This is a genomic window from Sinorhizobium sp. Y406 (assembly GCF_058732025.1).
Genome location: NZ_CM178974.1, coordinates 2,172,093 through 2,185,823 on the forward strand (window position 1 = coordinate 2,172,093; position 13,731 = coordinate 2,185,823).

Sequence of the window (13,731 nt, forward strand, 5' to 3'; positions counted from 1 at the left end):
AAATGCCGTCGTTGAACCGGGGTATGAGATCATTGAATTAGATTTTGAGCTTCAGCCGCCGGCGCGTCTCGCTCGGGCTCTCGCGATAGTGCGCCCGATAGCTGCGCGAGAACGATGAAGAGGAATTAAAGCCGGAAATCGCCGCGATATCGGCAAATTCCATCCGCGTCTCGATCACCTTGCGGCGTGCCGCATTAAGCCTCAGCGCCAGATAGTGCTCGTGCGGCGCAACCCCCATGGTCTCCCGGAAAAGGTCCTGCAGGTGCCGCGCGCTGACGCCGACGCGGCGTGCTAGCTTCGCAAGCGTCAGCGGCGCCTCGACGGTTTCCTCCATCAGCCTGACCGCCACGCCGACACGGGCGTCGAGAATGCGCATGTTGCCGATCGCCGGCACCTGCAGGAGGTCGCCGCGGGTGCGCTCCTGCTCGTAGATGAAGAGGCGGGAGACTTCGAGCGCCAGCGAATAGCCATGCGCCCGCCGGATCAATTCCAGCATCAGATCAAGCGTGGGCAGCGATCCTCCGGTGGTGATGCGCTTGCCGTCTATGACGAAACGCTCGCGGACCATCGTCACCTGCGGATAGGTCGAGGCAAAATCCTCGAAATCCTCCCAATGCGTCGTCGCGGAGAAATTGTCGAGCAGGCTTGCCTCCGCAAGCAGCCAGGAGCCGGATTCGATCCCCGCCATCGCCACGCGGTGCCGCGCGGTCTGAGAAAGCAGCATCTTCAAATGCGAGGTGGCGCCGCGCCGCCAATTGTAGCTTGACAGCACGAAAAGTGGCGCCGTCTCGCGCTGCGGCCGGAACGCACCGGCGACAGGGATCGGGATGCCGCTCTTGGTCTCGATCGCCTCGCCGTCCGGACTGAACATCGTCCAACTGTAAAGGCTGCGTCCGGCAATCCGGTTGGCGGCCCGCAACGGCTCCACGACCGACGCGACGAGAATGAGATTGGTCTCCGGCAGGACCAGCAGATCGATGTGCTGCACCTGCAAAGCAATGTCTTCCATTTGCGAAACTCCCCGCTCGTGCCGAGAATGTATAGGATCCTTCCGTTTATGGAAAGCAGCGGCGACCTTTCTGGCTCGTAATGGGCTCAACGAAAAGGGAGACAGCTATGCCGCTCAGCATGAACCGAGAGGTTTTCATCACCTGCGCAGTCACCGGTTCGGGGGACACCGTTTCGAAATCCGGCCACGTTCCGGTGACGCCGAAACAGATCGCCGAAGCCGCGGTCGACGCCGCCAGGGCGGGTGCCGCAATCGTCCATTGCCATGTCCGCGATCCGGAGACCGGTGCGCCCGCCCGCCGCCTTGATCTTTACAGGGAGGTGACCGACCGCATCCGCTCCGCCGATGTCGACGTAGTTCTCAACCTGACCGCGGGCATGGGCGGCGACCTCGTCTTCGGCAATGTCGAGAGCCCCTTTCCGTTAAACGAAAACGGCACGGACATGGCCGGCGCCACCGAGCGCGTCTCCCATGTCGCCGAATGCCTGCCGGAGATCTGCACGCTCGACTGCGGCACGATGAACTTCTCGCTCGGCGACTATGTCATGACCAACACGCCGTCCATGCTGCGCGAAATGGCGCGTCAGATGACGGCGCTTGGCGTGCGCCCGGAAATCGAGGCGTTCGACACCGGCCACCTCTGGTTCGCCAAGCAACTCGTCGAGGAAGGTCTGATCGAGGATCCGGTGCTGATCCAGCTCTGCATGGGCATTCCCTGGGGGGCGCCGGACGATCTCAACACCTTCATGGCGATGGTAAACAACGTGCCGGCAAACTGGACATTCTCGGCCTTCACGATCGGCCGCAACGCCATGGCCTATCCGGCCGCCGCGATCCTTGCCGGCGGCAATGTCCGGGTCGGCCTCGAGGACAATCTGTACGTCGCCAAGGGCCAGCTCGCGACCAACGCCCAGCTTGTCGAAAAGGCCGTATCGGTCATCGAAGGCATGGGCGCCAGGATCATCGGGCCGCAGGAGGTCCGCGAAAAGCTGAAGCTGACGAAGCGGTAAGAACACCCCTCCCCGCCCTCCCACAAGGGGGAGGGCTTACTGCGCGGTACTGCATGGGCCTGAAAGCTAGCGTCGGTACCTGTTGAGGCGTTGGGACGGAACAGCGGCAAGCACAGCGCAGCGAGGGACGAAAAGGACCTGGAGCCACCCATCCCTCCCCTTGTGGGAGGGTGGCCCGAAGGGCCGGAAGGGTTACGACGCAAATGGAGAGGGCATGACCATTATCACCAAGGCCGCCTGCATCGGCGGCGGCGTCATCGGCGGGGCCTGGGCGGCACGTTTCGTGCTTGCCGGCATCGACGTCAACATATTCGACCCGCACGCGGAAGCCGAGCGCATCATCGGCGAAGTCATGGCCAATGCCGAACGCGCCTATGGCATGCTGACCATGGCGCCGCTGCCGCCGCGTGGCAAACTCGCCTTCTGCAAGAGCATCAAAGAAGCCGTCGAGGACGTTGACTGGATTCAGGAAAGCGTTCCGGAGAGGCTGCCATTGAAGCGCGGCGTCCTCACCGAAATCGACGCGGCCGCCCGCCCAGACGCGCTGATCGGATCATCGACCTCCGGGCTGTTGCCCTCCGACCTGCAGACGGAGATGAAGCATCCGGAACGCATGTTCGTGGCGCACCCCTATAACCCGGTCTATCTACTGCCGCTGGTGGAGCTCGTCGGCGGGAAGAAAACCTCGCCGGAGACGATCAGGCGCGCGGAAGCAGCCGTTGCGGAGATCGGCATGAAGGGCGTGGTCATTGCCAAGGAGATTGAGGCCTTCGTCGGCGACCGTCTTCTCGAAGCGCTCTGGCGCGAAGCGCTCTGGTTGATCAAGGACGACATCTGCGACACCGAGACCCTCGACGATGTCATGCGCTATTCTTTCGGCATGCGTTGGGCGCAGATGGGCCTTTTCGAGACCTATCGCATCGCCGGCGGGGAAGCCGGTATGCGCCATTTCCTCGCGCAGTTCGGCCCCTGTCTGAAATGGCCCTGGACCAAATTCACCGATGTCGTCGATCTCGATGACGAACTGATCGAGAAGATCGGCGCGCAGTCAGACGCGCAGGCGGCGGGCCGTTCGATCCGCGAACTCGAGCGCATCCGCGACGAAAACCTCGTCGGCATCATGCATGCGCTCAAGGCTGGCGACGGAGGTAAGGGCTGGGGCGCCGGCAAGCTGCTCGCAGACTTCGAGACGCGCCTCTGGGCGAAGGGCGGCAACCCGTCGAAAACCTACGACACCTCGGGGCCGCTGCGCCTCGTCGACACCAGGGTCAACGCCGCCTGGGTCGACTATAACGGCCACATGACCGAGCACCGCTATCTGCAGCTCTTCGGCGATACGTCCGATGCGCTGCTGAGGCTGATCGGCGTAGACTTCGCCTATGTCGAGGCCGGCCACAGCTACTATACGGTGGAGACCCATATCCGCCATCTTGGCGAGGCGAAGCTCGGACAGGCGATTTACACGACGCTGCAGCTCCTGAGCTCCGACGACAAGCGCATCCACTTCTTCACGCGGATCCACGACGCGGCGTCCGGCGAGGTCATCGCCACCGCCGAGCAGATGATGCTGCACGTCGATGCCAGCGCCGGCAAGTCGGTGCCGGCACCCGCAGAGGTGACGGCGAAGCTGCGACCGATCGCGGACGCTCATGCGAGGCTGCCGGTGCCACAGGGTGCAGGGCGGCATGTAGGGCAGCGGCGCTGAAGGCCTTGCGGGCGGATGTGCCCCCATCCGCCCGCGGGACCTCTCCCCGCCTGCGGGGAGAGGGTTAGTCCTCGGGTTAAACCCGAGGAGAGGAGCAAAATGCAACGCCCGCAGCGGCCAACAGGTCGATGAGGAGCGATCGGCAGGCGAAAGCAAGCGAATAAAAATTGACGAGGGAGAACGATGAATTTCGCATTGACCGAAGAACAGCAGATGATCGTCGACACGGTCCGCAGCTTCGTCGAGACCGAGATCTATCCGCATGAGAACGAGGTCGAGCGCGCCGGCATGGTGCCGCGCGAGCTCGGCCTCGAGATCGCCCGCAAATGCAGGGAGCTCGGCTTTTTCGCCTGCAACTTCCCCGAAGAAGTCGGCGGCGCCGGGCTCGATCACCTCACCTTCACGCTCGTCGAGCGCGAACTCGGCCGCGGATCGATGGGACTCACCGTGTTCTTCGGCCGCCCCTCCGGCATTCTGATGGCCTGCAATGACGAGCAGCGCGAGCGTTACCTGCTGCCGGCCGTTCGCGGCGACAGGTTCGACGCGCTTGCCATGACCGAGCCGGATGCGGGGTCCGACGTGCGCGGCATGAAATGCTTCGCCCGGCCGGACGGCGGCGACTGGATCGTCAACGGCACGAAGCATTTCATCAGCCATGCCGACATTGCCGATTTCGTCATCGTGTTCATCGCCACCGGCGAGGAAGAGACGCCGCGCGGGCCGAAGAAGAAGATCACCTGCTTCCTCGTCGACCGCGGCACCCCGGGTTTCGAAATCCGCGAAGGCTACAATTCCGTCTCCCATCGCGGCTACAAGAACTGCATCCTTACCTTCGACGATTGCCGGCTGCCCTCCGCGCAGATCCTCGGCGAGGTGCACAAGGGATTCGAGCTTGCCAATGACTGGCTCTATGCGACGCGGCTGACGGTTGCCGCCACCTCGGTCGGACGGGCGCGCCGCGCTTTCGATTACGCGCTGAGCTATGCCGCGGAGCGCAAGCAGTTCGGCAAGCCGATCGGAGCCAACCAGGGCGTCTCCTTCAAGCTCGCCGACATGATCACCGAAATCGACGCCGCCGACCTGCTGACGCTTTCGGCCGCCTGGAGGCTCGATCAGGGTCTGCCGTCGAACCGGGAAATCGCTTCGGCGAAGGTCTTCGCCACCGAGATGCTTGCCCACGTCACCGACGAGGCGATCCAGATCTATGGCGGCATGGGCCTGATGGACGACCTGCCGCTCGCCCGCTTCTGGCGCGACGCTCGCGTCGAACGCATCTGGGACGGCACCTCGGAGATCCAGCGGCACATCATCAGCCGCGATCTGCTCAGGCCGTTGGGGGCTTGAGCGATGGCGACTTTTCTCGCTTGCGATGTTCAAAAGACCCCTCCCCAACCCCTCCCCACAAGGGGGAGGGGCCACACTGCCGCGCCCTCCTTCCCTAACTTGAACGGACGCCACACGTGGAGATGTCGGGTTGGGCGAGACGGCGCCGCCACGAAGCCCCTCCCCCTTGTGGGGAGGGGTTGGGGAGGGGTCTTTCCTGGCAAAGGAATCCGGAGATGACACGGATTCCCCGCTCTCTCGATCGCCTCATCCGCCCCCGCTCCATCGCGGTCTTCGGTGGCAAGGAGGCCCGCCGGGTCATTGAGCAATGCGACCGGATGGGCTATTCCGGCCAGATCTGGCCGGTCCATCCGCGCGAAGAGGAAATTCTCGGCCGCCGCTGCTACCGCTCCGTCACCGAACTTCCGAAGGCGCCGGACGCCGCCTTCGTCGGGGTCAACCGGGCGCTGACGATCGAGATCATCCGCGAACTTGCGACGCGCGGCGCCGGCGGCGCCATCTGCTATGCCTCGGGTTTTCGCGAGGCGGCGAACGAGCTTGCCGACGGCAACGGCCTGCAGGAGGCGCTGGTCGCGGCCGCCGGCGACATGCCGATCGTCGGGCCCAATTGCTACGGCTTCATCAATATGCTGGATGGCGCCCTGCTCTGGCCCGACCAGCACGGCATGCAACGCGTCGAGCGCGGCGTCGCGATCCTCACGCAATCCTCCAACATCGCCTGCAACATCTCGATGCAGAAGCGCGGGCTGCCGCTCGCCTATGTCATGACCGCCGGCAACCAGGCACAGACGGGACTTTCCGACCTCGCCTGCGCCGTCGTCGAGGATCCGCGCGTTACCGCCGTCGGGCTCCACATCGAGGGTTTCGACAGCATCGAAGCGTTGGAGCGTCTGGCGGCGCGCGCGCGGCAGTTGCGTAAGCCGATCGTGGCGCTGAAGGTCGGCAAGTCGAAGGCCGCGCAGCTTGCGACGGTGTCCCACACCGCCTCTCTTGCCGGCAATGACCGCGTCTCTTCGGCGCTTCTCGCCCGCCTCGGCATCGGCCGCGTCGACACGCTTCCGGAGCTTCTGGAAACGCTGAAGCTCCTGCATCTCCACGGCCCGCTCGATAGCGCCGATATTTCCTCGATGAGCTGTTCCGGCGGCGAGGCCTCGCTGATGGCGGATGCGGGCGTCAAGCGCCGGCTCAATTTCCGTCCTCTCAAGGAGGACCAGCGCCAGCCGCTCAAGGAAGCCCTCGGCGAAATGGTGACGATCTCCAATCCGCTCGATTACCACACCTTTGTCTGGGGCAATCGCGAAAAACAGAGTGCGGCCTTCGCCGCGATGATGCGGGGCGGTTATGCGCTCAACCTGATCGTGCTCGATTTCCCCCGCCTCGACCGCTGCGACGCCGCCGACTGGGTGACGACCTGCGAGGCGGTGATCGACGCAGCGAATGCGACCGCTGCCGCTGCCGGAATCGTTGCCAGCCTTGGTGAAAACATGCCGGAGGAAACGGCGCTCTCGCTGATCGCGGCGGGCGTCGTGCCTTTCTTCGGCATAGACGAGGCGCTCGCCGCCGCCGAGACCGCCGTCTCCATCGGCGCCCACTGGAGAAAGCCCCCTCTCCCGCCGCTCGTGACGACGGCGGTTTCAGAGGGCGAAGCCGAAACCCTGACGGAGGCCGAAGCCAAAGCGGAACTCGCGCGAGCCGGCATAGCCGTTCCGCCGGGCAGAACCGCGCAATCGCCGACGCAGGCGGCGAATGCCGGCGACGCGCTGGGCTTCCCCGTTGCGCTCAAGCGCCTGGGCGTCGCACACAAAACTGAAGCCGGCGCGGTCAGACTGGATCTCGCCTGTCGCGATCAGGTGCTTGCCGCGGCCGAGGCGATGGCCTCGGGCGCATCCGGCTATCTGGTTGAGAAGATGGTCGCCAAACCGGTCGCGGAGGTGATCGTCGGCGCCACGCGCGACGCGGTCGCGGGCCCGGTGCTCACCATCGGCGCCGGCGGAATCCTGGTGGAACTGCTGGACGACACGGCGATCCTGACGCTTCCGACGACGGAAGAGGCAATCCGCGAAGCCATTGATGGCCTGAAGATCAGCAAACTGATGGGGGGCTATCGCGGCGCTCCGCAGGCGGATGTCGCATCTCTCGTAAAAACTGTCGCTGCCGTGGCATCCTATGTCGTTGCAAACGCTGCGAAACTCGACGAACTGGATATCAATCCCATAATGGTGTTGCCGGACGGCCGCGGAGCCGTTGCCGCCGACGCCCTGATCCGCCGGAGGAAATAGCGCCTATGACCGGACCGATCCACACCCGTCGCGAAGGCGGCATCCTCGAAGTCACCATCGACCGGCCGAAGGCGAACGCCATCGACTTGAAGACGAGCCGGATCATGGGCGAAGTCTTCCGGGATTTCCGCGACGATCCGGACCTCCGGGTAGCCATCGTCACCGGTGCCGGCGAAAAATTCTTTTGCGCCGGCTGGGACCTTAAGGCCGCGGCAGCGGGCGATGCCGTCGATGGCGATTACGGCATCGGCGGTTTCGGCGGCATGCAGGAACTGCGCGACCTCAACAAGCCGATCATCGCCGCCGTCAACGGCATCTGTTGCGGCGGCGGCTTGGAAATCGCGCTGTCGACGGACCTGATCCTCGCCGCGGAGCATGCAAGCTTTGCGCTGCCGGAGATCCGCTCGGGCACGGTCGCCGATGCCGCCTCGATCAAGCTGCCGAAGCGCATCCCCTACCACATCGCCATGGACATGCTGCTGACCGGCCGCTGGCTCGAGGCCGGCGAGGCCCATCGCTGGGGCTTCGTCAACGAGATCCTGCCGGCCGCGCGGCTGATGGAGCGCGCCTGGGAACTCGCGCGCCTGCTCGAAAGCGGACCGCCGCTCGTCTATGCCGCCATCAAGGAAGTCGTGCGTGAAGCCGAGGGCCGCGACTTCCAGACGACGATGAACAGGATCACCCGCCGACAGTTCAGGACGGTCGATGTGCTCTATTCGAGCGAAGACCAGTTGGAAGGGGCGCGCGCTTTTGCCGAGAAGCGCGATCCGATCTGGAAAGGGCGATAGGCAGGTGCCGCGAAGTCCCAGGGCTTTGCGATCAGAACCTGCGGCAAAGCCAAGGAATCTAAGCAGATAATCGTGGGTAAACCCATGAATATCTGCTTAGAATGAAACGACCGGCCGCACGTCGACGAAGAACGGCCCCCATAGACAGACTTTATGGGAAGAATTGATAAACTGGGACGTTACAAGCTGCATCCAACTGGCTAGCCTTAGCAGCAGCGGTGGCCCTGAAAGAACAGGAGGACGGGCAAGAAGATACTCGAACAGGCTACGAAGCCGCCTTGAGCCATTACAAAATGGCGAAGCGCAACAGTCTCTGACGATAGACAACAAACGGCGAATGCCGGCTAAAGAAGGGAACAGGGGAATGAGCGATTACAAGGACTATCTGACACGACAAGTCATGCTGGGCAAAATGAACCGGCGCGAATTTCTCGGACGCGCGGCCGCCCTCGGTATAGCCGCGTCGACGGCGAACACGCTTTTCGCGACCAGTGCCGCAGCGCAGGAGCCGAAGCGCGGCGGTCACCTGAAGCTCGGCCTCGAGGGCGCAGCCGCCACCGATTCCAGGGATCCGGCGAAGGCGCTGTCGCAGTTCCTGTTCGTCGTTGGCCGCAACTGGGGCGACACCCTCGTCGAAAGCCATCCGACGACCGGTGCACCGGTGCCGGCGCTTGCCGAATCCTGGGAGCCTTCCGCCGACGCGTCGACCTGGACCTTCGCGATCCGCAAGGGCGTCAAGTTCCACGACGGCAAGGAACTGACCGTCGACGACGTGGTCAAGACGCTGCAGCGCCACACGGACGAGAAGTCCGAGTCGGGCGCGCTGGGCGTCATGAAGTCGATCAAGGAGATCAAGGCGGACGGCGACAAGCTGGTGCTGGTGCTGACGGAAGGCAATGCGGACCTGCCGCTGCTTCTTTCCGACTATCACCTGATCATCCAGCCGAACGGCGGCCTCGATAATCCCGACGCGATGATCGGCACCGGTCCTTACAAGGTCATGAGCTTCGAACCGGGCGTGCGCGCCACCTTCGAGAAGAACGCCGACGACTGGCGCACGGACCGCGGCTATGTCGATTCGGTCGAACTCATCGCCATGAACGACGCGACGGCGCGTATCGCCGCGCTTTCCTCCGGCCAGGTGCACTTTATCAACCGTGTCGACCCGAAGACGGTGTCTTTGTTGAAGCGGGCGCCAACCGTCGAGATCCTGAACACTTCCGGCCGCGGCCACTACGTCTTCATCATGCACTGCAACACCGCGCCGTTCGACAATAACGACCTTCGGATGGCGCTGAAGCTGGCGATGGATCGCGAGACCATGGTCCAGCGCATCCTTGGCGGCTACGGCAAGATCGGCAACGACTTCCCGATCAACGAAACCTATGCCCTGTTCCCGGAGGGGATCGAGCAGCGCACCTACGATCCGGACAAGGCCGCCTTCCACTACAAGAAGTCGGGTCACAGCGGATCGGTCCTGCTGCGCACGTCCGACGTCGCCTTTCCGGGCGCGGTCGACGCGGCCGTTCTCTATCAGGCGAGCGCAAAGAAAGCCGGCATCGACATCGAGGTCAAGCGCGAACCGGGCGACGGCTATTGGACCAATGTCTGGAACGCCCAGCCCTTCTGCACCTCCTATTGGGGCGGTCGGCCGACCCAGGACCAGATGTATTCGACCGCCTATCTGTCGACGGCCGACTGGAACGACACCCGCTTCCTGCGCCCGGATTTCGACAAGCTCCTGCTCGAGGCACGTTCCGAACTGGATGAGGCCAAGCGCAAGGAGATGTACCGCACCATGGCGATGATGGTGCGCGACGAGGGCGGCCTGATCCTGCCCATGTTCAACGATTTCGTGAACGCGGCGAGCAAGCAGGTGAAGGGCTATGTCCACGACATCGGCAACGACATGTCGAACGGCTATGTCGCGACCCGAGTCTGGCTGGACGCCTGACGATGGCAAGCGGACCAATGGCTGGTCCGGTTCCGACGGATGAGACCGCGCGCGAAATCGACGCGCGGTCCACCGACCCTTCCGGAATGCCAGCAAACCCCACAGCCGCCGTCGCCACGGGCGAGATCGGCGGCACGTTCTGGCGGCGTTTCGTCTTTCGTCGTCCGCTCGCGGCGCTGATCCTCAAGCGCCTCGGGCTAAGCGTTGGACTGCTCTTCGCCGTGTCGCTGATGATTTCCGGCGGCATCGAGGCGCTGCCCGGCGATTTCGCCACCACCTATCTCGGGCAATCGGCGACGCCCCAGGCGGTGGAGAACATCCGACGGGATCTCGGCCTCGACCGGCCGTGGAGCGAACGCTACTTGAGTTGGCTCGGCGGCGCTGTCACGGGCGATTTCGGCACCTCCTGGGCGAGCAAGCAATCCGTCAGCGAACAGATCGGCAAGCGGCTCGGCAATTCTCTCTTTCTCGCCTTCTTCGCGGCACTCGTCTCGGTGCCGCTTGCCGTCGGCCTCGGCATGGTGGCGGTACAGTTCCGCAACCGCATGCCGGACAAGATCATCAATGTGATCTCGCTTGCGGCGATTTCACTGCCGGAATTCTTCGTTGGCTATCTTCTGATCATGGTCTTTGCCGTCGAATGGGGCGTCGCCACCTTCCCGGCCACCGTCTATGACAGCATGGCGCTTGCCGATCGGCTGTCGGCGATCGCGCTTCCCGTCGCGACGCTCGTGCTGGTCGTCCTTGCCCACATGATGCGCATGACGCGGGCGGCGATCCTCAACGTGATGTCCTCGGCCTATGTCGAGACGGCGGAACTGAAAGGGCTCAGCACCTTCCGCATCATCGCCCGTCATGCCGCGCCGAATGCGGTGGCGCCGGTGATCAACGTCATCGCACTCAACCTCGCCTATCTGGTCGTCGGCGTGGTCGTCGTGGAGGTCGTCTTCGTCTATCCGGGCATGGGGCAATACATGGTCGATGCGGTGACGGTGCGCGATATGCCGGTCGTGCAGGCCTGTGGCCTCATTTTCGCAGCCTTCTACATCTTCCTCAACATGGCGGCCGACATTCTCGCCATTCTCGCCAATCCGAGACTGAGGCATCCGCGATGAACGTGAAATCCATACCAATCAGCGCCTGGGTTGGCATTGCCGGCATCGCCATTGCGATCCTCTGCGCGGTCTTCGCGCCATTTCTCGCCCCCTTTGGCGAGCGGGAAATCGTCGGCGAGATCTGGATGCCGGCCGGTGGGGAATTCCTGCTCGGAACCGACAATCTCGGGCGCGACCTGCTCTCGCGCCTGATCTATGGCGCCCGCACCACCATCCTGGTGGCGCTGGCGGCCACCGTACTTTCCTTCGCGCTTGGCATGATCTTAAGCTTCGCCGCAGCCGTGATGGGCGGCTTCGTCGACCAGCTGTTTTCGCGCTTCAACGACCTGATGATGGCGATCCCGACACTGATCTTCGCCCTTGTCGTGCTTGCCGTGCTGCCACAGCACCTCTGGATCCTGATCCTCGTCATGGCCGTGCTCGATTCCACCCGCGTCTTCCGCATTGGCCGTGCCGTGGCGCTCGATGTCGCGGTGATGGAGTTCGTCGAGGCGGCAAGGCTGCGCGGCGAAGGCTCGCTCTGGATCATTTTCCGGGAAATCCTGCCGAACACGCTGTCGCCGCTGCTCGCCGAATTCGGCCTGCGCTTCGCCTTTTCGATCCTGTTCCTCTCCACGCTCTCCTTCCTCGGCCTCGGGATCCAGCCGCCGGCCGCCGATTGGGGCGGCATGGTCAAGGACAACAAGGACGGCATCATCTTCGGCATCTCGGCCGCGCTCGTGCCCGGTGCCGCGATCGCCACGCTTGCCATCTGCGTCAACCTGGTCGTCGACTGGCTGATGAAGCGTACTTCGAGCCTGAAAGGAGGCCGCGGCGATGCCTGATCTGCTTTCCGTAAAGAACCTCAAGATCGAGGCGACGAGCTATCCGCCGGGCGAACCGCCGAAGGTGGTCACATTGGTCGAAGGCGTTTCCTTCGAGCTCGAGAAGGGCAAGGTGCTGGGCCTGATCGGCGAATCCGGCGCCGGCAAGTCGACGATCGGCCTTTCGGCGCTCGCCTATGGCCGCGGCGGCGTCCGCATCACCGGCGGCGAAGTGCTGCTCGACGGCAAGGACATCCTGAAGCTCGACAAGACCGGCATCCGCATGATCCGCGGCGCCCGGGTCTGCTACGTCGCCCAATCCGCCGCTGCCGCATTCAACCCGGCCCACAAGCTCGGCGACCAGGTGATCGAAGCCTCGCTCCGCCACGGCATCATGACGCGCGAGGAAGCAAAAGAGCGCGCGCTCTATCTTTTCCGCGTGCTCGGCCTTCCCAACCCGGAAAACTTTGGCGAGCGCTATCCGCACCAGGTCTCCGGCGGGCAGTTGCAGCGCGCCATGACCGCCATGGCGCTCTGCCCCAATCCGGAGTTGATCGTCTTCGACGAACCGACGACGGCGCTCGACGTGACGACGCAGATCGACGTGCTCGCGGCCATCAAGCACGCGATCGAGGAAACGCGTACGGCGGCGCTCTACATCACCCACGACCTCGCGGTGGTGGCGCAAGTTTCCGACGACATCATGGTGCTGCGCCATGGCAAGACCGTCGAATACGGCACGACGAAACAGGTGATCGAAGCCCCAAAGGAAGACTATACGCGGGCGCTGGTCAGCGTCCGCCAAACGAAGCGGGCAGAAGCCGAAGACCAATCCGGCACACTTCTCAAGATCGAGCATGTCCATGCCGCCTATGGCAACGGCTTCAAGGTGCTGCATGACGTCTCGATGCATCTGCCGAAGGGCCAGACGCTGGCGATCGTCGGCGAATCCGGCTCCGGCAAATCGACCCTCGCGCGCGTCATCACCGGGCTCCTGCCGCCGACCGAGGGGCGGATCACCTTCGAGGGCAAGGAGCTGCCGAAGGCTCTGAAGAGCCGGACACAGGAGGAACTGCGCCGGATCCAGATGATCTACCAGATGGCGGACACGGCGATGAATCCGCGCCAGACGGTGCGCGACATCATTGGACGGCCGCTCTCCTTCTATTTCGGAATGCGAGGCGCGAGGAAGACCGAACGTATCAAGGAACTGCTCGACCAGATCGAGATGGGATCGCGCTTCCTCGACCGCTATCCCGCCGAACTGTCCGGCGGCCAGAAGCAGCGCGTCGCGATCGCTCGGGCGCTCGCCGCCGAGCCCGAGCTCATCCTCTGCGACGAACCGACCTCGGCGCTCGATCCGCTTGTGGCCGAAGGCATCCTGAATCTGCTTCTGAAGCTTCAGGAGGAAACCGCTGTTTCCTATGTCTTTATCACCCACGACATCGCCATCGTCCGAGCCATTGCCGATAGCGTCGCCGTGATGCATCGCGGCCGGCTGGTTCGCTTCGGGCCGAAATCGAAGGTACTGTCGCCCCCCTTCGACGACTATACCGACCTCCTGCTGAAGTCGGTTCCGGAAATGGAGATCGGCTGGCTCGAAAGGGTGCTCGCGACTCGGCGCATGGAAAGCGCCGGGAATTGACGGCAGGCGGATCGGCGGCGCGCCCTTTTACGCCCGCACGCTCCTTCCGCTGCTTAAGATAGTGCGCCTTCAGGTGCAT

Annotated in this window: 10 protein-coding genes; 9 read left to right on the top strand and 1 reads right to left on the bottom strand. The window is 63.8% G+C overall.

Translation table 11 applies throughout. The annotated features are described in order from the left end of the window. Nucleotides 1–37: 37 nt before the first annotated feature. Entirely contained in the window at nucleotides 38–1,009 is a 972-nt protein-coding gene (locus AC4P1R_RS10420) for a GlxA family transcriptional regulator (RefSeq protein WP_151611501.1), read from the bottom strand. Between the two features lie 107 nt (nucleotides 1,010–1,116). On the opposite strand from AC4P1R_RS10420, the gene bcoG reads away from it, so the two are divergent. From bcoG to AC4P1R_RS10465, 9 genes are all read left to right on the top strand, one after another. Next, on the top strand, nucleotides 1,117–2,019 hold the full coding sequence (gene bcoG, locus AC4P1R_RS10425; RefSeq protein WP_492176876.1) for a 3-dehydrocarnitine:acetyl-CoA trimethylamine transferase BcoG: 903 nt from the start codon (nucleotides 1,117–1,119) through the stop codon (nucleotides 2,017–2,019). Between the two features lie 214 nt (nucleotides 2,020–2,233). Next, nucleotides 2,234–3,724, top strand: coding sequence for a carnitine 3-dehydrogenase (locus AC4P1R_RS10430; RefSeq protein ID WP_069461470.1), 1,491 nt, complete (start codon nucleotides 2,234–2,236; stop codon nucleotides 3,722–3,724). 183 nt (nucleotides 3,725–3,907) lie between these two features. Next, nucleotides 3,908–5,068: an acyl-CoA dehydrogenase family protein gene (locus tag AC4P1R_RS10435; RefSeq protein WP_069461469.1), complete on the top strand. Its 1,161-nt coding sequence runs from the start codon at nucleotides 3,908–3,910 to the stop codon at nucleotides 5,066–5,068. Nucleotides 5,069–5,283: 215 nt separating this feature from the next. Then, nucleotides 5,284–7,347, top strand: coding sequence for an acetate--CoA ligase family protein (locus AC4P1R_RS10440; RefSeq protein WP_492176877.1), 2,064 nt, complete (start codon nucleotides 5,284–5,286; stop codon nucleotides 7,345–7,347). A 5-nt stretch (nucleotides 7,348–7,352) separates the two neighbouring features. Continuing rightward, nucleotides 7,353–8,135 (top strand): carnitinyl-CoA dehydratase, encoded by a 783-nt coding sequence (locus AC4P1R_RS10445; RefSeq protein WP_069461467.1) that lies wholly within the window; start codon nucleotides 7,353–7,355, stop codon nucleotides 8,133–8,135. Between the two features lie 364 nt (nucleotides 8,136–8,499). Beyond that, complete coding sequence (locus tag AC4P1R_RS10450; RefSeq protein WP_069461466.1) at nucleotides 8,500–10,089, top strand: ABC transporter substrate-binding protein; 1,590 nt, start codon at nucleotides 8,500–8,502, stop codon at nucleotides 10,087–10,089. Nucleotides 10,090–10,091: 2 nt separating this feature from the next. Then, nucleotides 10,092–11,204 (top strand): ABC transporter permease, encoded by a 1,113-nt coding sequence (locus AC4P1R_RS10455; RefSeq protein WP_492176878.1) that lies wholly within the window; start codon nucleotides 10,092–10,094, stop codon nucleotides 11,202–11,204. Beyond that, entirely contained in the window at nucleotides 11,201–12,028 is an 828-nt protein-coding gene (locus AC4P1R_RS10460; protein WP_069461464.1) for an ABC transporter permease, read from the top strand. Before AC4P1R_RS10455 ends, AC4P1R_RS10460 begins: the two co-directional genes overlap by 4 nt. Then, nucleotides 12,021–13,652, top strand: coding sequence for an ABC transporter ATP-binding protein (locus AC4P1R_RS10465; protein ID WP_492176879.1), 1,632 nt, complete (start codon nucleotides 12,021–12,023; stop codon nucleotides 13,650–13,652). The genes AC4P1R_RS10460 and AC4P1R_RS10465 overlap by 8 nt, the downstream gene beginning before the upstream one ends. Nucleotides 13,653–13,731: the final 79 nt, after the last annotated feature.